Origin of the sequence: Streptococcus mitis, from assembly GCF_946190115.1 — a bacterium.
Classification (GTDB): Bacteria; Bacillota; Bacilli; order Lactobacillales; family Streptococcaceae; genus Streptococcus; species Streptococcus mitis_CO.
This window is the reverse complement of the sequence record NZ_CAMHZG010000007.1, coordinates 34431-54730: the sequence shown is the minus strand read 5'-3', so window position 1 is coordinate 54730 and position 20300 is coordinate 34431. Positions and strand designations below refer to the sequence as shown.

19 protein-coding genes are annotated in these 20300 nt (G+C 42.1%); 3 read left to right on the top strand and 16 right to left on the bottom strand.

What is annotated here, in order from left to right; genetic code table 11:
* Positions 1 to 62: 62 nt before the first annotated feature.
* From N8L90_RS05260 to N8L90_RS05210, 11 genes are all read right to left on the bottom strand, one after another.
* Positions 63 to 1411 (bottom strand): IS3 family transposase gene (locus N8L90_RS05260; RefSeq protein ID WP_261024497.1). Its coding sequence is split into 2 segments (ribosomal slippage): positions 63 to 970 and positions 970 to 1411, totalling 1350 coding nucleotides; the frame shifts between segments, so codons are not numbered across the junction.
* A gap of 933 nt (positions 1412 to 2344) precedes the next feature.
* Positions 2345 to 2692, bottom strand: a complete 348-nt coding sequence (locus N8L90_RS05255) for a type II toxin-antitoxin system RelE/ParE family toxin (RefSeq protein WP_261024496.1) — start codon at positions 2690 to 2692, stop codon at positions 2345 to 2347.
* Positions 2682 to 2969 (bottom strand): type II toxin-antitoxin system RelB/ParD family antitoxin, encoded by a 288-nt coding sequence (relB, locus tag N8L90_RS05250; protein WP_001101478.1) that lies wholly within the window; start codon positions 2967 to 2969, stop codon positions 2682 to 2684. Before relB ends, N8L90_RS05255 begins: the two co-directional genes overlap by 11 nt.
* Positions 2970 to 3129: 160 nt before the next feature.
* Positions 3130 to 3741 (bottom strand): 30S ribosomal protein S4, encoded by a 612-nt coding sequence (gene rpsD, locus N8L90_RS05245; RefSeq protein WP_000092756.1) that lies wholly within the window; start codon positions 3739 to 3741, stop codon positions 3130 to 3132.
* A 194-nt stretch (positions 3742 to 3935) separates the two neighbouring features.
* Positions 3936 to 4988 carry a sensor histidine kinase gene (locus N8L90_RS05240; RefSeq protein ID WP_261024495.1) on the bottom strand — a complete coding sequence of 351 codons (1053 nt, stop codon included), beginning with the start codon at positions 4986 to 4988 and terminating at the stop codon, positions 3936 to 3938.
* On the bottom strand, positions 4988 to 5683 hold the full coding sequence (locus N8L90_RS05235; protein WP_261024494.1) for a response regulator transcription factor: 696 nt from the start codon (positions 5681 to 5683) through the stop codon (positions 4988 to 4990). Before N8L90_RS05235 ends, N8L90_RS05240 begins: the two co-directional genes overlap by 1 nt.
* Positions 5684 to 5806: 123 nt before the next feature.
* Entirely contained in the window at positions 5807 to 8071 is a 2265-nt protein-coding gene (locus N8L90_RS05230) for an SSURE domain-containing protein (RefSeq protein WP_261024493.1), read from the bottom strand.
* 115 nt (positions 8072 to 8186) lie between these two features.
* The gene (locus tag N8L90_RS05225) at positions 8187 to 9203 is read right to left on the bottom strand and encodes a glycosyltransferase family 2 protein (protein WP_000771883.1); all 1017 of its coding nucleotides are present in this window, start codon (positions 9201 to 9203) and stop codon (positions 8187 to 8189) included.
* 271 nt (positions 9204 to 9474) lie between these two features.
* A complete protein-coding gene (locus tag N8L90_RS05220) occupies positions 9475 to 10140 on the bottom strand; it encodes a potassium channel family protein (protein WP_001283909.1) in 666 nt (221 codons plus the stop codon).
* 13 nt (positions 10141 to 10153) lie between these two features.
* Entirely contained in the window at positions 10154 to 11533 is a 1380-nt protein-coding gene (locus tag N8L90_RS05215; protein ID WP_125454801.1) for a TrkH family potassium uptake protein, read from the bottom strand.
* 33 nt (positions 11534 to 11566) lie between these two features.
* Positions 11567 to 12331, bottom strand: a complete 765-nt coding sequence (locus N8L90_RS05210) for a nucleoside phosphorylase (RefSeq protein ID WP_049487699.1) — start codon at positions 12329 to 12331, stop codon at positions 11567 to 11569.
* A gap of 185 nt (positions 12332 to 12516) precedes the next feature.
* On the opposite strand from N8L90_RS05210, the gene N8L90_RS05205 reads away from it, so the two are divergent.
* The 3 genes from N8L90_RS05205 to N8L90_RS05195 are packed head-to-tail and all read left to right on the top strand — an operon-like array spanning position 12517 to position 14784.
* A complete protein-coding gene (locus N8L90_RS05205) occupies positions 12517 to 12822 on the top strand; it encodes a rhodanese-like domain-containing protein (protein WP_261024491.1) in 306 nt (101 codons plus the stop codon).
* A 20-nt stretch (positions 12823 to 12842) separates the two neighbouring features.
* On the top strand, positions 12843 to 14498 hold the full coding sequence (locus N8L90_RS05200) for an FAD-dependent oxidoreductase (RefSeq protein WP_261024490.1): 1656 nt from the start codon (positions 12843 to 12845) through the stop codon (positions 14496 to 14498).
* A complete protein-coding gene (locus tag N8L90_RS05195; RefSeq protein WP_261024489.1) occupies positions 14488 to 14784 on the top strand; it encodes a rhodanese-like domain-containing protein in 297 nt (98 codons plus the stop codon). The genes N8L90_RS05200 and N8L90_RS05195 overlap by 11 nt, the downstream gene beginning before the upstream one ends.
* A gap of 189 nt (positions 14785 to 14973) precedes the next feature.
* On the opposite strand, the gene N8L90_RS05190 is transcribed toward N8L90_RS05195, so the two are convergent.
* The 5 genes from N8L90_RS05190 to N8L90_RS05170 form a co-directional block, all read right to left on the bottom strand.
* Complete coding sequence (locus N8L90_RS05190) at positions 14974 to 15231, bottom strand: metal-sensitive transcriptional regulator (protein WP_261024488.1); 258 nt, start codon at positions 15229 to 15231, stop codon at positions 14974 to 14976.
* 149 nt (positions 15232 to 15380) lie between these two features.
* Positions 15381 to 16235: a VOC family protein gene (locus tag N8L90_RS05185; RefSeq protein ID WP_261024487.1), complete on the bottom strand. Its 855-nt coding sequence runs from the start codon at positions 16233 to 16235 to the stop codon at positions 15381 to 15383.
* Between the two features lie 194 nt (positions 16236 to 16429).
* Positions 16430 to 17626: a CAP domain-containing protein gene (locus N8L90_RS05180; protein ID WP_261024486.1), complete on the bottom strand. Its 1197-nt coding sequence runs from the start codon at positions 17624 to 17626 to the stop codon at positions 16430 to 16432.
* Positions 17627 to 17760: 134 nt separating this feature from the next.
* Positions 17761 to 18798, bottom strand: coding sequence for an aldose epimerase family protein (locus N8L90_RS05175; protein WP_261024485.1), 1038 nt, complete (start codon positions 18796 to 18798; stop codon positions 17761 to 17763).
* A 115-nt stretch (positions 18799 to 18913) separates the two neighbouring features.
* Complete coding sequence (locus N8L90_RS05170; RefSeq protein ID WP_261024484.1) at positions 18914 to 20080, bottom strand: SIS domain-containing protein; 1167 nt, start codon at positions 20078 to 20080, stop codon at positions 18914 to 18916.
* Positions 20081 to 20300 lie beyond the last annotated feature (220 nt).

Genomic DNA, 20300 nt, shown 5'->3' with positions numbered 1-20300 from the left:
TACGAATTAATACAGAAGAAAAACGCTGATTTGTACTGACCCCAAAAAGTTAGACAATTAATTTATCCGAAGGATTTAGTTCTGTATTGCACAGGGCTAAGTCCTTTTAGTTTTACCTTAATTCGTTTATTGTTGTAGTAATCAATATAGTCTACAATAGCTTGTTCCAATTGCTTAAGCGACTGAAATGACTTCTCATAACCATAAAACATCTCTGATTTCAGAATCCCAAAGAAGGACTCCATCATACCATTGTCTGGGCTGTTACCTTTACGTGACATGGATGCTTGAATTCCCTTACTCTCTAGAAACTGATGATAAGAATCGTGTTGATATTGCCAGCCTTGGTCACTATGGAGAATCGTATTCTCGTAGTATTTCTCTGTGAAGGCCTGTTCCAACATCGTTTTTACTTGTTCTAAGTTGGGTGAAGTTGAAAGATTATAGGCGATAATTTCGCTATTAAAGCCATCTAAAACTGGTGATAAGTAAAGCTTTTGAGTACTTGCTGGAATGGCAAATTCTGTCACATCTGTGTAGCACTTTTCCATTGTTTTAGAGCCTTCAAATTGACGTTGAATGAGATTCTCTGCCTTTTTGCCAACATCTCCTTTATGAGAAGAATATTTTCGTTTCTGTCGCATTTTGGCTTGTAAATTGAGTACTTTCATCAAGCGTTGAACTCTTTTATGATTTACCAGATAACCACGATTTCTTAGTTCGAAATAAATCCGACGATAACCATAATTTCCCTTGTGTTCGATAAAGATGGATTGAATTTCAGCTTTAAGCTCTTGGTCCTTATCTGGTTTATCTAGCTGTTTCAAGTGATAGTAGTAGGTCGAACGAGCTAGTTTAATGGCTTTTAGAAGAATATCTAACGAAAACTCAGTCATTAATTCTTGAACAATTTCTGTCTTTCTTCTTTCTCTTTTTCCTCCTTCAATCGGAGTTCTCTTAACTTTTTTAGGATAGCATTCTCCGCTCTCAGGTACTCATTTTCTGCTTGAAGACGTTCTAATTCTGTCCTCTCTTCAGGTCTCGTTTGTGGCTTACGTCCCATTTTAGGTACTCTCCCTCTTGTTTTCTCAACAATAGTATACCCGTTTTTCTTGTATTGTGCTAGCCAGTTAAGAAGTATCGTACGACTTGGGAGCCCGTATTCAAGAGAAACTCTATCTTTAGTCCAGCCTTCATGTATGACTTTATTAATCATTTCTTGCTTTAAATCAGGAGAATAGTAACGATTTTTTCCTTTTTTGACGAACTCTATTCCGTAACGATCAATCAATTTAATCATGTACCTAATATTAGAATTGTTTATCCCAAATTTATTTGAAAGCTTCTCTAAGCTATATCCTTGTTTTCTAAGTTCATAGATCTGAACTTTATCATCATAAGTCAATTTCATAATAAAAATACCCCAAAAGTTAGATTTTTTCTGTCTAACTTTTGGGGTGCAGTTCAATTCAAGCGTTTTTTTCTTTTTGTCAACTACCTTATATTTCAATTCAAACTTTACTTATCCTACAATCTTTTTTGTAAAACTGATTTGAATCAGGTAATTTTAGGACTCTACTTAACCAATGTCATCATTGTTTACCTATATTATACATGATGTGCAAAATGTAAATTGGTAACACGGGTTCTAATTTCAATAAAATGGACTCAAACCACAAACACACTCTGAGGAATATCAAAACAAAAGCTTGAAAAATCGGAGGGGTTGTGTTAGAATGAAGGCATAAAGGGAAAATAATGCTTCTAGCATATATAACTAAAAAGCCCCACCGTGCCACCGATGGGGTTTTTTGCTACCCTCTAAAAGGGTTAAATGCTACTTGCTACGTCTCTTTATCCATAGCTTGAAAAGCTCAGATAGTACGTTAACAAGTAACGGAGCTAGAAAAAGGGAAAATAACTCTAGCATATATAACACCTCCCTTCCTTAAAGTGAGGGGGCTAAAATATTATATCATACCAGATTTATATCATCAATATCGCTTATAAATACCAAAAAACAACAAAAGCTTGAAATATCGAAAGGGTTGTGTTAGAATGAACTTACAATGTGAGTAAAGTTACAGCATATGTAACTAAAAAAGCCCCACCGTGCCACCGATGGGGTTTTTTGCTACCCTCTAAAAGGGTTTAACATTACTTTTTACGTTTCTTAAGCCATAACTTGAAAAGCTCAGATAACACGTTAATAAGTAACGGAGCTAGAAACACTGTGAGTAAAGTTTCTAACATATGTAACACCTCCCTTCCTTAAAGTGAGGGGGCCAAAATATTATATCATCAATATCACGTAATTCCCAAACAAAAACGCCTTCCTAAGGCGCTATTTTTTCTTAAACAAGCGGATGTAGTCCTGTTTGCTATGAATAATATCTGATATAAAGACAGCTTTTCTGTTCTCTAAAATATGATAGAAGGCTAGGTAATCGCCTAAAATGATGCATCGAGTTTTGTGGGGTGGGTATATAATAACTCCTACTCTTTCATCAGCATCAAATCCTGCTTCTGGAAAAACTTCAAGCCGCTTCAAACCATAAAGAATATTCTTAACTGTGTTTGCTCCTGCCTGTTCTGAAAAGTAGTTAGCTGAGATATAATCTTTAATACCTCTTAGCTGTTCTTGTACCGTTTCGGAGATAATAAGGCTATATACGTTCTCGTTAAATTCCAAGGTTAGCCCTCACTTCATCAAGGCTGTAAGTTCTTCCATGTTCTAAATCGTCAAAGCTACGGGCAATTTCAGCACGCAACCCTGATAGAAGTTCTTCTCTTTCTTTATCTACTTGAGTTTCAAATGGCAAAGCTTTATTTTCTACAATGTGTTCTAAAAACAAGTTAAAACTAGCTGTCATATCAAGATTTTGCGCTGTGATAATAGCTTTAGCCTTCTCTAACAAGTCTCTGTTAGTCTTAAAGTTTACCTGTGTGTTTTTTTCTAAAACATTCATAGTAGCACCTCCTTTTAGACTATTATATCACTTTAAACTATACAGGTCTAGTTGCGTATAGATACTTATAGCTGGTAGTAAAAACAAAAAAAGCACTAAGGGAAAGCGCCCCAAAGTGCTCAATATCAAGGCTCTAAAGCCTATCTGATTCAATAAAATATTACAACATCTTGTTGTAGAATTCAACGACAAGTGCTTCGTTGATTTCTGGGTTGATTTCGTCGCGTTCTGGCAAGCGAGTCAATGAACCTTCCAATTTTTCAGCGTCGAATGATACGAATGCTGGACGTCCAAGAGTAGCTTCTACTGCTTCAAGGATTGCTGGAACTTTCAATGATTTTTCACGAACTGAGATCACTTGACCTGGAGTTACGCGGTATGATGGGATATCAACGCGTTTTCCGTCAACAAGGATGTGACCGTGGTTTACGAATTGACGAGCTTGACGACGAGTAGTCGCAAGACCAAGACGGTAAACAACGTTATCCAAACGACGTTCCAAAAGAAGCATGAAGTTGAAACCTAGGATTCCGCCTTTGATTTTTGTAGCTTGTACGAACAAGTTACGGAATTGTTTTTCACCTACACCGTAAGTGAAACGAAGTTTTTGTTTTTCAGCCAATTGCAAACCGTATTCTGACAATTTAGAACGGTTGTTTGGCCCGTGTTGTCCTGGTACGTAGTTACGACGTGCCAATTCTTTACCTGTACCTGTAAGTGAAAGGCCAAGGCGACGAGCTTGTTTCCAAGATGGTCCTGTATAACGTGACATGTGAATGTCCTCCTGATATAAATAATATTTCGGTGGAAATAGTCACTTAGAAAGCCCTGATTCGTGCAGATGCCCTTCGCCTAAACAGCCAAGGTTACTTATCATAAGACACCTGTTGACGAGCTTCATGCTTTCCTGCTGATATTTCGCACAAAATCCATTCTACCATGAATGGCTAGATTTGTAAAGGGGTTTTAAGCTTTATTTTCACTGCCAGAAAGGTTTAGAACGAGGGTAAAGGTGCTTCCTAGGCCGTACTGGCTGCTGACTGTGATTTCCCCACCTAATTGATGGGCCAATTCACGCGCAATCGCAAGTCCTAAGCCATGACCACCCGTTTTCATGTTACGAGAAGTTTCTACACGATAAAGGCGTTTGAAAATATTCTCCAAATCCTCTGGAGCAATGCCCTGTCCCTCATCAGTCACACTGATTGAAAGCTGGTTCTTCTCCAGCTTAGCCACCACTTCCAGCTTGGTTCCTGGAGCTGAGTATTTAAAAGCATTATTGACCAGATTCACCAAGATACGAGAAAGTTTGGCATAATCTCCTTCAATCCGGGCAGATTCTGGGATTACCTGCAAATGGACATCTCGTTCCTCCTGCTCAATCAAGAACTGAAATTCACTCATGCACTCAATCAAAAGCTGATCCAGAAAAATGCTGTCTTTGCTGCTCGTTTCGACCTGATTTCTAGCTGTGTTTAGAGTCAAAAAATTCAACTCCTCAACCAGTTTATTGAGTCTTTCAGTCTGGCGTCCAATGGTTGCTAGATAATGGGCTTGTTCTCCTTCCTTGATAACCCCATCCAAAATCCCTTCTACCGTCGCTTGGATTGAAGTGATGGGGGTCTTGATATCATGCGAAAGTTGAGCAATCATCAAGCCCTTTTCTCGTTCGCTTTCTTCCAAGGAATCAAAGGTGGCCTGCAAATCATGGGACATTTCATTGAAAGCTTGGCCTAATTGCTGAAATTCTACAGGGCCTTGAACCTCCAGATTTGAAGGAAAATCCTTGTCTGCTACCCGCTTGGCATGTTCCTTGAGTTTGCCCAATGAAGTAAAGACCGGCGATAGGAGAAAGAGACTAATCCCAGCACCGACAAAACTAGCCATGAGAGTCATCCCCACTAGGAAATAAATCTCACTTTTTTCAATTAGCATTCGCTGGATGGCCCAAAAAACCACGATAATCGTTAGGAGTGTTGAAATGATATACCCCACTAAAATATAACTTTTTAATTTCATTAACTACCTCGTGCTTTCTCAATTTTGTAGCCCAAGCCCCAGACGGTTTTGATGGTCGGTGTTTCTGCACTAGCATGTTTAGCCAACTCCTGTCGAAGAGCATGAATATGAACATTCAAGGTATTGGTGTCATCCACATAGTCTTCTTGCCAGACCTTTTCATAGAGGTCTGTCTTAGAAAAAACTCGCTCTGGATTGCTGGCTAGAAGCCATAGAAGTTCGAAGGATTTGACGGTCAAATCAAGCGCCACATCTCCGACTTGGACTTCATGACTACCATGATTCATCCATAAATCCCCGAGACTGACGACCTCTGTCTCACCTCCACGATGAAGGCGACGCAAAATATTGTGGACACGCAAAACCAGTTCACGAGGGCTAAAGGGCTTGGCAATAAAGTCATCTGCCCCTAAGCTCAGGCCATAAATCTTGTCCTGCTCGCTGGTCTTAGCCGTGATAAAGAGAAAAGGCTGATCTGGAGATTGATACTGAACCTCACTAATCAAATCATAACCATCCATCCGAGGCATCATGATATCTGTAATAATCAAATCAATTGGTTTTCTCTTGAAGATTTCTAAGGCCTCTACTCCATCATGGGCCACCAAAACCTGATATCCTGCCTGAACTAGATAACGTTGATGAATATCTGTGATTTCTACCTCGTCGTCAACGAGTAAAATTGTCTTTCCCATCTGTCTCTCCTTTGAAAAAAACAGTGCTATACCACAATAGTATAACACTATTTTAATCTCTTTACGAACATTCTAAACGATATCTGGATTTTTCATATCCTAGATAGAAAGTCTGTAGCTAGACTAGTCATTTTCTTCTTTTTTAGCTTTCAAACCGAGTCCACCTAGCAGGCCGGCCAAGGCTAATCCAAAGAATCCAAGAGTAGCCATTGAGGTTTGGGCTTCACCAGTATATGGAAGCATGTCTTTTTGTTCTTTCATTTGAGCAGCCATCATTGGACTTGATACCTTGTTAGTAGATGCCATCTTGCCTTCATCAGACGCTTTGCTTGAGGCTGCTGGAGCTTGATCTTGTTTCATGCTTGGTGTTGCCATTGGCTGGCTAGCATCCATGGTTTTGTCCTGCTCTTTGCTAGGCATCATCTTATCCTGACTAGCAGATGGCATTTTAGATTTCATCTCATCTTGATTAGCACTAGGCATTTGAGCTTTCATATTAGATGCATCTTGATGACTATTCATCATTGGAGCCGGCATAGCTGAACCATTAGAAGATGGGACGAAGCCTGATTGCATCGGAATCAGAGACTGATGTCCATGCAAATTCACTGTCAAATCCTTAGTCGCTACGAGATTGCTCAAATCAGCCTTGCCGTCTTTGGCACCATATACTTTGATAGTAGCTTTATAGCTTTGAGTGCCGTTTTGTTTCAACAAGTCAAGAAGCTCTTTATCTGATTTACCTTGGGTGCCTGCCAAATCTACTTCGTAGAAGTAGAGGCCTTTGCCCAATTTCTCTACTGGTGGAAGGGCCGGATTTTTAGCCGAACCATTGTCTGACCATGGAGCCTTATCTGAAGCTTTCAAGATAAGGCGAGTTAACATACCGTCACCGGCGAAGAACTCGTAAGGAATAACTTGGTTGACGCCGGCTGTGAATGGACCTGGGAAATTCGCTTTATCCAAGTAAGTGGCTGGAACATCTACTGTGTCTTTAGTATTGTCGGCCACGCCTTTTTGCACTTCAGCTGGGGTAGTCAAGCCGTTCAAGTTGACATCCAAATCTTTTGTCGCTACAAGATTGCTCAAATCTGCCTTGCCATCTTTCGCACCGTAAACTTTGATGGTAGCTTTATAGCTTTGAGTACCATTTTGTTTTAAGAGGTCAAGCAAATCTTTGTCTGATTTACCTTGAGTACCTGCCAAGTCCACTTCATAGAAGTAAAGGCCTTTGCCTAATTTTTCTACTGGTGGAAGGGCAGGATTTTTAGCCGAACCATTGTCTGACCATGGAGCCTTATCTGAGGCCTTCAAGATAAGGCGAGTCAACATACCATCACCAGCGAAGAATTCGTATGGAATGACTTGGTTAACACCGGCTGTGAATGGACCAGGGAAATTGGCTTTGTCCAAGTAAGAGGCTGGAACATCCACTGTGTCTTTAGTATTGTCAGCTACGCCTTTTTGGACTTCAGCTGGGGTGGTCAAGCCATTCAAGTTGACATTCAAATCTTTAGTCGCTACGAGATTGCTCAAATCAGCCTTGCCGTCTTTGGCACCGTATACCTTGATAGTAGCTTTATAACTTTGAGTGCCGTTTTGTTTCAAGAGGTCAAGCAAATCTTTGTCTGATTTACCTTGAGTTCCTGCCAAATCTACTTCGTAGAAGTAGAGACCTTTGCCCAATTTTTCTACTGGTGGAAGAGCTGGATTTTTAGCTGAACCATTGTCTGACCATGGAGCCTTGTCGGATGCTTTCAAGATAAGGCGAGTCAACATACCGTCACCGGCGAAGAACTCGTAAGGAATAACTTGGTTAACACCAGCTGTGAATGGGCCTGGGAAGTTGGCTTTATCCAAATAAGTGGCTGGAACATCCACTGTGTCTTTAGTGTTGTCGGCCACGCCTTTTTGGACTTCAGCTGGAGTAGTTGCTGGTTGCGCTTCATTTGCTTCACGGTCTTGTCCAGAAACTGTAGGCGCAGGATTTATCGCAGGTTTAACCGCTTCCTCTGTTTCTTTCTTAGATTCTGGTTTTGCTTGCACTTCTTCTTTTGGCGCTACCACTTGGTCTTTATCAGCTACATTCACTTTTTCTGGAGAGCTTGTAGCATCCAAGCTTGCTTTAGGTGTTGAGTCTACCTGTTCTGAAGGAAGAGCTGTATCGACTGCTTCTTTGAGAAGTTCTGCTGGTAAGTCGCTCTTTTCACTCACCGAAGTCGCGTCTGGCACAACTTGAGCAGGGGTTGGATTGATCACATCGGCACGTACAGAACTTGGCTGACCAACTAGGACAAAAAAGCCACTTGCCACAACAACTGAGGCAACACCGACACTAAGACGGCGAATAGACCAACGAGTATATCTTTGATTTGGATTGAATTTCATAGGATTCTCCTTAGAGTTTTTCTTTATTTGATGACTCTAGTATAATCTCCTAAAATTAAAAAGGATTAAGAAAAAGTTAAAATTTTTCTTAAATCCCTCTTATAAAATACTTATATTAATTAAATCCATAAACAGATTTGGTGATTTGATAGACGACATTGGAAAGTTTGCGAGCTGGCAAGACTGAATGTTTGGTCAAACGGCTGAGCATGGTCTTGCGAATGGCCTGAAAGACCTCTGGATTTTCCTGCTGAATATAGGTCCATAGCTCCCGTTTTTTGGCAAGATGCTCTGCTGTGCCTGCTCGGTTGAGTAGGGCACTGGAAATCACCGTCGTGATTTCAATATGATTCAGCAAATATTCTCGCATTTTTGGATGACTCACTTGGGACAAATCAAGCTGATCTACCAAGAGTCGATTAACCTTGAGTTGCTGGTCGATACGTTTAATCATCACCTGCTCATTGACAGACTGATCCTCACGCCCAATCAAATAACGATAGAAATCGACAGGCAGATAGTACATGGTCTTGACCTGCTGAAGGGGGGTAAAAACAAAGAGATTATCGACATAAAAAGTATGCTCAGGCAATTGGAACTGGCTTGCTCGCAACAAATCTGTCCGGTAAATCAGCGAGTGCATCATGATATACTGGCCTTTTGAGAAATTTCCAACCTGGTCCCAGCCAAAAATCTGCTGGACAGGCAAGACTGACTCGTAACTCATACTCTTCTTACGAGACTGACCTTCCTTTTCATAGACAAAATTGGTCACAAAGGCATCTACCTCTTGACCCTCACTCTCTAGTTCTTGCAAGGTTTCCAAAATTTTCAGGTAAGCGCGAGGATCCACCCAGTCATCACTATCAACTACTTTAAAATAGCGCCCAGAAGCCTCTGCCAAGCCACGATTGACAGCTCCACCATGGCCCTTATTTTCCTGATAAATAGCTCTAACAATGTTAGGATACTTGCTAGCTAAACGCTCAGCTATTTCCTGAGTCTGGTCCTGAGACCCATCATTGATAATCAAAATCTCAACTTGCTCACCACCAATCACTAGCGACTCCACGCAGTAATGAAGATAGGCTGCGGCATTGTAGCTAGGAATGGCGATAGACAATAACTTCATAATCTACTCCTTTAGGGGACTGATTTTTTCTTATACTCTTCGAAAATCTCTTCAAACCACGTCAGCCCTATCTGCAACCCCAAAACAGTGTTTTGAGCAGCTTGCGGCTAGTTTCCTAGTTTGCTCTTTGATTTTCATTGAGTATTACTCTCTCTTGTCACTTCTTTTTATTTTACCATAAAGTCCAGCTTCTGAAGGACTTTTACTAGAATACAAGGGTTTCTGACTCTATTTGCTATCTTGGACATCAAAAAAGAAGGGATTCCCCTCCTTAGGAATTTAACTCTGCCAAGTCATCTAGATACTGGTTGTTAATCACCGCCAAGATATAGGCATCTGCTTTCAAGAGATCATTAGGCCCAAACTGGACGTCCAGTGGTGAATTTTCTTGCTCACGAAATCCTAGGACATTGAGGTTGTATTTGCCACGTAGATCCAGCTGGCTCAGGCTTTGACCTGCCCAAACACTAGGAATTTTCATCTCCACGATAGACACATTTTTGTCCAGCTGAAAGACATCAACATTGTTATGAAAGAGAATGGTCTGCGCTAGGGATTGCCCCATTTCATACTCAGGCGAGATCACCGAGTCGGCACCGATTTTTTCCAGTACCTTCTTGGCTGTCTGACTTTTGACCTTGGCAATAACCCTCGGCACACCCAAACTCTTACAGTGCATTACTGCAAGCACACTCGACTCCAGATTTTCCCCTGTTGCGACCACAACCGTATCACAGGTATCAATACCTGCAGTTCTGAGGAGTTCCTCATCTGTAATATCGCCCACAACTCCACGCGCCAAAACAGGTTCAAATTGATTGATGCGCTCGGCGTGGTCGTCAATGGCAATAATATTCATATCTTGCTTGGCGAGGGCCGTCAGGACACTACTCCCAAAAATCCCCAAGCCTAAAATTCCAATCGTACGATCTGACATCGTTCTTCCTTTCTTATCCAATGCTAATATCTGCTTTCATATACTGAATCAAATCTTTCTTATCAGGCTGGTAGTCAGCTAGACTAACCAGCAAGGTCAAGGGACCGATACGGCCAATAAACATGAGCACCATGACAATGCTAAGAGCTAGCTTGCCCAATTCTGGTGTCAGATTTGCCGTCACCCCAACTGTCGCAAGGGCTGAAATGGTCTCAAACATGAGGTAGATAAATCGCGGTGTTCCTTCTGCCGTAATTCCCAACAACATCAAGCCCAACAAGAAGGTCATCAAAAAGATAATGAAGACACTAAAGGATTTTTGGACTGTTCGAGCCTCAATGGTTCTCTGCGCAACATTGGCATGAGGCAAGCCCAGCAATTCACTACGCGCAAAGACCAACAAGACAAAGAAAGTCGTAATCTTGAGCCCCCCAGCCGTCCCTCCAGGCGCTCCACCCAGAAACATCTGTAGGATATAGATAAACAAGGTCACAGGTCGAGCTTGAGTATAGTCAATAGAAGCAAAACCGGCCGTTCTCATGCTGACGGTTTGGAAAAAGCTGACCAGCACTTTCTCTGGCACACTGAGATTGCCAATGGTTCCTGGATTGTGCCACTCCGTAAAGAGTGTGGATACTGTCCCAAACAGCAAAATCCCTGCAGTCAAGAAGAGGACTAGTTTGGTGTGGAAACGCAGACGGCGTTTTTTCTTCTTGTCAAACTGGGTTGCCAAGTCAAACCAGACCATAAAGCCAAGACCACCTGTGATAATCAAGCCAGCAATAACCAGATTGATTAAGGGATCCGTCTGAAAAGCCACTAAACTGCTACTGCCGAAATTATCAAAACCAGCATTACAAAAGGCTGAAATGGCTAAAAAGATAGAGGTGAAAATGCCTCGTCCCCAGCCGAACTCAGGAATAAAACGGAAACTTAGTAGAAAGGCACCCAAACCCTCCACTAGAAAAGTCGTCAAAAAGATGGAGCGCATAAAGGCCTTCAGCGACCGAGCCTCCCCGTAACTGAAGCTCTCCTGAATGGTTTCACGACTGCGAAGACTGAGCTTTTGCTTCCCCTGAATATAAAAGACCCCGATAAAAGTCATGAGTCCCAGACCACCGATCTGTATCAAGAGCATACAGATCAACTGCCCCCAGACATTATAGGTAGTAGCCACTGGTTGCGTAAAAAGGCCAGTCACACAGACCATGGACACCGTCGTAAAAAGATGGTCAAAATAAGTGGCCTGAGAACCATTTGCCTGAACAAAAGGCAAACTCAAAAGAAGAGAGCCTATAAAAATAACTCCAGCAAAACTTAAAAAGATCCGACGAGCTGGCGAAAGTCCACCCAAGGCCCTTTCAATTTTTTTAAGAAATAATTTGAATAACATACATCCATTGTACCATAAAAAGAGGGAGAGTAGCTATATCTGAGAAGTTATCTCAAGGCAGAGTTCCAAGGCCTTCTCAAAAGCTTCTGAACCCCAGTCACGACTATCGTACTGGTCCAAGTCTGCTAAGGAATCAGCTGTGAACAACAATTCACCCCAGAGAACCCCTCGCAGTTGGGCTACTGCCGCAAGCGCAGAACACTCCATCTCCACAACAGCACAGCCTTCCTCCTTGCGATAAGCCACCTTTTCAGCTGTTTCTCGGTAAAAACCATCTGTGGTCCAGGTCATGACTTCTTCATAGGGAATCCCTCTGGCCTCCAAAACTTGCTCAATAGCAGCAATAGCCTCTGGCTGAATTTCCATATAACGAGAAGGGGCCACATAGTGATAACTAGCTCCTTCATCTCGCAGAGCGCGAACAGGGACTAGAAAGGCATTTTCTTCTATATCAGCCAGCACACCACAGGTTCCAGTGGAAATAATCTGCTCCACACCATAGCCAATCAACCAATCCATAAGCTGGGCTGCTGGAGCTGAACCAACAGGAGCCTGAGCCAGACAAAGTTCTTCGCCTTTGTAGTTCACGACATAAACTGGATAGGTCTTGGTGGCAGAAACAAATTCGCCGGCACAGTCCGCCCCTACTTCCCTCGCATAGCGGTCAATCTCCTCACCTAAAAAAGCATAGACACACTTCTTTGGTAAGTGCAAGTCCAGCCCCTCGTGATTGGGCATGATGACCGCTTGAGGATTGTCATCAAACTCTAAAATAGGAATCGCATGTTTCTGAATCATAATCCACCTCCTCTGATTTTGTACTATTGTATCAAAAGCTGACAGAGTGTCAAGGAGGAAGTTGAGGAACCGAGGAGAAAAACAATACAATCGCAACCAATCTCCACCAAGTCAAAACAACTTGTTTGACAAAAGCTTGACTTCATGGTTTAATATACCCTATAAGGGTATATTTGGAGGTGCCTATGTTTCACTTATTTACAAAAATTGACAGTATTTCTACCAGCGAGTTAGAAGCCAAACTCAAGGAACCAATTCAGCTACTGGATGTTCGGACGCCGATGGAATTTCGTAGAGGCCATATCAAAAATTCCAAGAATGTCCCTCTATCCGAAATCGGATCTTATACACCAGCGACAAAAGAAACACTTTATGTCATTTGTCATTCTGGTATGCGTAGTAAGATGGCTGCTAAAAAGCTAAAGAAAAAAGGCTATGATGTCATCAATGTCCGAGGTGGTATGAGCGCTTGGACAGGTAAGGTCATCTAGATATATAAAGGAGAAAGTCAATGAAAATTATCATTGTCGGAGGAGTTGCAGGCGGTATGTCAGCAGCAACCCGCCTCAGACGTCTCATGGAAGACGCTGAAATCACTATTTTTGAGAAAGGTCCCTTTGTTTCCTTTGCAAACTGCGGACTTCCTTACTATGTTTCAGGAGAAATTGCAAACCGTGATAGTTTATTGGTCCAAACTCCTGAAAGTCTCAAAGCACGCTTTAAGCTGGATGTTCGTCCTTTCCATGAAGTCATCAGCATTTCGCCAGCAGAGCACACTGTGACTGTGCGACACGATGGACAGGAATTCACAGAAAGCTACGACAAGTTGATCCTCTCCCCAGGAGCTAAACCATTTGTTCCTACCATTGAAGGTTTGGTAGAAGCTAAGAATGCCTACACACTCCGCAATGTTCCAGATCTCGATGAAATTATGGCAGCCTTAGACAATTATCCAAAAGAAGCTGTCGTTATCGGCGCAGGCTTTATCGGGCTTGAAATGGCTGAAAATCTGGCAAAACGTGGCCTGCAAGTTACTATCGTTGAGAAAGCACCCCATGTCTTACCATCACTGGATCAAGAAATGGCAGCCTTTATCCAAGCAGAATTGATCAAAAATGGCGTTCGCGTTATCACTTCTCAGTCTGCGACTCGATTTGAAGACCAAGGAAATATCATCGTTCTAGAAAATGCTCAAACGATCACTTCTGACCTCTCCATCCTTTCTGTCGGTGTTGAACCTGAAAACGGACTGTCCAAAACTGCGGGGATTGAACTGGGACTTAGAGGTGGGATTCTTGTAGATGAACATTACGAAACCAGTCAAAAAGATATTTTTGCAGTTGGGGATGCCATCGTCGTCAAGCAAGAGATTACGGGCCAAGACGCTCTCATCTCTCTCGCTTCTCCTGCCAATCGTCAGGGACGCCAAGTGGCAGACGTCATCGCAGGACTAGAACGTACAAACAAGGGCAGTATCGGCACTGCTATCGTTCGTGCCTTTGATATGACAGCTGCTTCGACTGGTCTCAACGAGCGTATCCTTAGCATGAATCAACTTCCTTACAAGGCCCTTCATGTCAGTGGGAAAGACCACGCTGGTTATTATCCAGGCGCTACTGATATGACCTTGAAGCTCCTCTTTGACCCAACCACTGGAAAAATCTATGGTGCCCAAGGAGTTGGGAAGAAAGGTGTTGACAAACGAATCGATATCCTAGCAACTGCTATCAAGGGAAATCTCACCGTCTTTGACTTACCAGAGTTAGAGTTTACCTATGCGCCACCATTTGGCTCTGCCAAGGATCCCGTCAATATGCTGGGCTACGCAGCCTTGAACCTTATCGAAGGCCTGAGCGACAATGTTCAATGGTACCAGCTCGAAGACGAACTAGCTAAGGGAAAAAAATTCCTTGATGTACGGACAAGTGGCGAATTTCAGAGTGGTCGACTCAAAGTCGATACCATCCACATCCCCCTAAACGAACTACGGGAACGCTTGGACGAACTGGACAAGAACCAAGCCTATATCGTTAGCTGCCACAGTGGTTTGCGCAGCTATATCACAGAGCGTATCCTCAAGCAAGCAGGATTTACCGTCCAAAACCTTGACGGCGCTTATTCACTATACAAAATGGCTAAGCCAGAAGGAGTAGAATATGGAAACTAGTATCAGTATGGCTGACTTTTATGAAAAATATCAAAATGAAAATTTAGAGCTTATCGATGTCCGTGAAACACATGAATTCCAAGCAGGACATGCACCAGGTGCCAAAAATCTTCCGTTAAGTACCTTGGAACAAGGATACAAAGAACTCAAACCTGACCATGAATACCATGTCATCTGTCAAGGTGGAGTGCGTTCTGCCTCTGCCTGCCAATTTCTCAGCTCCCAAGGCCTCTCCGTTACCAATATAGAAGGTGGCATGAATGCTTGGCCAGGTCAAGTAGAATAATCAAAAGGAGCTGGGCAAAAACTCAATTTCAAGAGAAAGTGAAGTAAATTCCCCCACAATAAAACGCATATTATCAAGCTTTTCAACACCTGATAATATGCGTTTTTTTAATTTTAAAGACTTTTTCCAGCCTCTCTTGATTCACATTCAACTATTCTAATAGCAGATATCTTTGCAACTCTCATCCATTTATTTCCGTCTAACCAAGTAGCGGATAGCCTTTTCTAGGCGTTCCTTTTGAGCTTCAGGATCATCTAGCGGCTGGTTGATGCATTCAGTAAGGTTTTCGGTAATTATCATCTCAATCACGCGCTCTACACTAGATTTCACGGCTGTTAGTTGCGTAACAATATCAGCACAGTCACGATCTTCTTCAATCATCTTTTGAATCCCACGCAACTGACCCTCTGAACGTTTCAAACGAGTAATATACTTTGAGTTTGTCATTTCTTTTTCCTTGCTCGATTTTTCTTCATTATATCTCTAATCAGCTCCTTTGTCAAAATTATCGCCTATCTAGCTCACGCAGTTCTGTTATCAAAGACTTTTCAAAAGGCAAATTACCCATTCTGATAACTTGATAGAAATTCCTAGTTTTACCTTGCTAAACGAACACGAGTCACAATTCCATCTGGGTCTGTGATTTCCAACTGGCTCGATGTCAGCCACTTGATTGGTGCATCAACTTCCTGTGCTCGCTGGGCAATCGTTAACAGTTCTTCTTTATGTGCGACTTCAATAACATAATAGGCCAAACCTGGCAAGCCTTGCTTACGCGGAGCTAGGCCTTTTCCTCCCCATTCGTTGACTGCCAAATGATGATGGTAGTCTCCAGCTGCAATCCAACTGGCACTAGGTACACTGAATTTATCCTCTAGCCCTAATACCTTTTGATAAAATTGGCTTGACTTTCGACTATCCTTGACGGACAGATGGATATGCCCCATTCTCGTACCCTCGGCAAGAATGAAAGGCTCTACTCTGTCCCCCAAATCATAGATATCCTGTGCCGCAAGGGGCTCAGTGACCCCTATAATACGACCGTCTTCTCGAATATCCCATGTGGAAACCGGCTTATCTCGATAGAGTTCAATGCCATTTCCCTCCAAATCTTCCAAGTAAATAGCTTCACTGTAACCATGGTCTGCACCGCCGACAAGAGGAATCTGTAAATCTGTCAGGTGTTTCAAGACATCAGCCAAAGCTTTTCGTGTCGACAAGAGAATAGCCAGATGGTAAAGGCCATAATGTTCCCTTACTTCACTGCTCTCTTGTGCTTGAATCAAGTGTACCAAGGCTTTTCCTCCAAGTCCCAGAACGACCTCTGTCTCAGTTTGAGATAAGATTTTTAAACCAAGCACTTGCTGATAAAAGGCTGTTTGACTGACCAAATCCTTTACATTCAAAGCTGCCTCTGCTAAATAAGTGTGGCTCTTGTACTCATAGGTCATAAACATTTCTTCTTATAGTTGTGACTTTAATAATTACAACTACTATATAACTTCCATCAAGAAAGTCAAGTCAGACAACTTGAAGCCTATATTCTAACAAAAAGAGGCCAATGTTCGCCATCAACCTCTTTCTTATCGTTCATTCTTTTTTCTAAGTAAGATGAATACTTTACCTATGGCCTGACATTTTCAGCCTAGTTCACCCATTCACCATTACCATTTACACGGTAACCATCTGGTGTTGTTGTGTTCACAGCCAAAGCTCCTGAACCATATGCATAGTACCAGTACTTGCCTACTTTAAACCAACCTGTCTTCATGACACCTGATTGATCAAGATAATACCAAGTACCATTTTCCTTATACCAGCCTGTCTTCATAGCTCCTGAGCCATCAAAGTAGAACCATCTGCTACCATCTGTTCCCCAGCCTGTAAACATCGCGCCTGAACTATCAAGGAAATACCATGTTCCATCAACTTCTACAAATCCAGTCTGCATGACGCCTAAATCATTCAAGTAGTACCATTTACCACCCGTTTTCACCCAGCCTGTCTTCACATCACCAGACTCATAAAAATACCATTTACCATTGGACTTCACCCAGCCAGACTGACTAGATGTAGATGTTCTAAAATCTTTCAACGATTTTTCTACAACTGTAGCTTTACTTTTAACGGTTGAAAGGTTTGAGGCAGTCACTTCTGTATACTGAATAGCAGAACCATATCCACCAGCCAATTCCTCTGAAGAAGCATCATCACCTAAAGCTAAAGAAATCGTCGCTACTTGCTGAGAGCTAGCGGCGTTTTTAAAGGCTGCGAGACCCACATAGGTAAATTTAGAATTGATCAAAACCTCATAATAACCTGTAAATTCTTTAGAGGTTCCACCCTTCTTTTTCGCTACATAATTCGCCTTCTCAGCATGCCAGTTTTCAATTGCTTTTAGAAAACCTTCATAGTTCACATCTAAAGCTTCTCCTCTTATACTATTACTAGATGGAAAAGCAGTCCAGATTTCTTTTGTAGAAAGACGCTCAGGTTTTAAAGCTACTGACACCTCAGTAGCGCGTACAAAAGCAGTTTTCTCAAGATCAGTAGACCATTTAATAGGGACATACTTATCTACCAAACCTTCATCAGCTGCTTCCTTACGAATCTTATTAATCGCGTCCAAAATAGATTGTTTATTTGGAGTTAAAAATTCTCCCTTGATTCCAACCAAAACGTTGCCACTAGAAGGTTTTAGCACCTCTGAGGTCAATACATTTTCATTTTTACCATTAATAGATTGTGTTGCCACCAGTCTGTCATTCGCAAAAACATCATTTGTCAAAACTGCTCCAGCCAAGGTCAAAGCCAAGGCGCTAGCAAATACAATTTTCTTCATTTTTTCTCCTTTTATCCTTTAGATAGGACAGGTATTTTCAATATTAAATTATATCATATTTTCCTATTCTTTGCCCGTTTCTACTAATGTTATAAGGCAAATGATATTCACCCCAAAAGTAGAAGCTTCATCCTTTACTTCACAACAAGCTCATAACGTGTCTTACTAGTGAAGGTTTGACCGGCTTTGAGAATGACTTGGCCTTTGAGGTCACTGTGAATGGCATCTGGTAAAGCTTGTGCTTCAAGGGCAATCCCATTGTGCTGTACCATTGGCCGACCTCCTATGATGACACTTTCATCCACAAAGTTTGCTGTGTAGACTACAAAGCAAGGAGCTTCTGTCTTGAAAAGCAGGAAGCGGCCTGAGTTTTGGTCATAAAGGAAACCAGCATTATCATGACCTGCAGGAAGAGCAAATGGATGATCCAAACCTGATACCAGTTGGATTTGCTCATCTTCCTCTGCAAAGATATCCTTCAACAAAGCACCATTGTAGATGTGTTTTACTACGTCACGATTGGCATCTGGAGTTTTGGCCGGAACACCGTCGGGAGCGATTGGATAAATGCCTTCAGTATTTAGCTGGAAGACATGACGGTCAATTGTCTGCGTGAAATCACCAGACAAGTTGAAATAGCTGTGGTTGGTTGGGTTGACCAAGGTATCTTGATCAGTTGTTACTTTATAGCTAACCTCATAAGCTCCATTTTCTTCTAAGTGATAACTGATCCAAATCTTAAGATTTCCAGGAAATCCTCCTGTCTCATTTGTACGCTCTGTGTAGAGGGTCAGACCATGGTCACTCACTTCAACCAATTCAAACAAATTCGAATCCCAACCAGTTGAACCACTGTGGTTACAGTTGCTAGCATTGTTGACTTCAAGATTATAAGCCTTGCCATTGAGCTCAAAGGTCGCACCTGCGATACGGCCTGCCACAGGACCTACACTAGCTCCATGCTTGGGACTATTGCCTACATAGCTATCAAAGTCATCAAATCCCAAGATAACATTAGCAAAATTTCCAGCCTTGTCAGGTGTGACATAGCGCAAGATGGTCGCACCATAAGTCATAACCTCAAGCTGGTAACCACCGTCCGTCTCAAAATGATAGGCCAAGACATCCTTGCCCCCAACATTTCCAAATACACGCTCTGTGTATGCTTTCATTCTGTTCTCCTTTTACTATTTCTCTCAAGCAAACAAACCATAGAAAGCCTACTGACAATCTATGGTTTACCTGATGATATACAAATCCTCTTGTCAAGAATTCATAAACACTGTCTTACTTTTGATATTCGTGGATGATCACACCTTGTACCACACGGTTTACTGTACCTGTAGGAGACGGTGTATCAGGTTTATTTTCTACCTTGAGTGAAGTCAATAGGGCAAAGAGTTGAGCATAAACGATGTAAGGGAAGACACGGTAAATATCATTCAAGACACCGCCACAACCAAGGACCACTTCTTTGACATTTTCAAGACCAAAGGCTTGATCACTCAAAAGCACAACACGACGAGCAATCTGGTCACTAGCAACTTCACGAACCAAGTCCAAGTCGTACTTGCGAGTGTAGTCTGTCCTTGTACCAAAGACCAAAACAACTGTATTTTCGTTGATAAGAGATTTTGGACCGTGACGGAAGCCAACTGGGCTTTCATACATGGTCGCCACCTGGCCAGCAGTTAGTTCCAAAATCTTGAGCTGAGCTTCATGAGCAAGTCCAAAGAAAGGACCAGCGCCTAGATAGATAACGCGGTTAAAGTCTAGGTCAACAAGTTCTTTAACATCTTCTACATTGTCTAGGACTTTACGAGCAAGACTAGACACAACTTCAAAACGTTCAGCTTTCACAGCAAATTCTGTAGGATCAAAGACCAAGAGAGCAGTCAACATCATAGACGTAAAGCTGGAAGTCATGGCAAAGCCAGCGTCATTTGAAGCAGCAGGTTGCAAGAGCAAAAGATTGCGGTCATCTCCATGAGCTTGAAGAGCTAACTTACCGTCCGCTGCACAAGTAATCGTCACTTGGTAAAGCTCATCCACCAAGGCTTTGGCCAAATCAACAGTTGCCACACTTTCAGGTGAATTTCCACTACGAGCAAAAGATACAAGGACAGTTACCACATCTTTTTTCAAATAAGTTTCTGGATTGGCAACGATATCTGTGGTCGCAATAGCATTGAAATTCCATTTGCGTTCGTCATAGACTTCCTTAAAGTAAGGTACCAAGGTATCTCCCACATAAGCAGAAGTCCCAGCACCTGTCAAGATAACCTTGATATAGTTATGTTTATCTGCAATCCCTTGTAGGAAGGCTGCAATTTCTTCACGTTTTGCTTGATAAGATTCAAAAGCTTCTTTCCATACATCAGGCTGTTGGTAGATTTCACGTGTAGTGATTTCTGCACCCAATTCGAGCAAGTCTTCTTTTGTATAATGTAGCATTGAGTTCCTCTTTTTCTATCAAATATGGGAATGGGAGTAAGCCCCATTCCCATGTATATTCTATATAAAATGCTCTAACGATTTTCACGTTGTCACATTGTATACTCAATGAAAATCAAAGAGCAAACTAGGAAGCTAGCCACAGGCTGCTCAAAACACTGTTTTGAGGTTGCAGATAGGACTGACGAAGTCAGTGACATATACCTACGGCAAGGCGAAA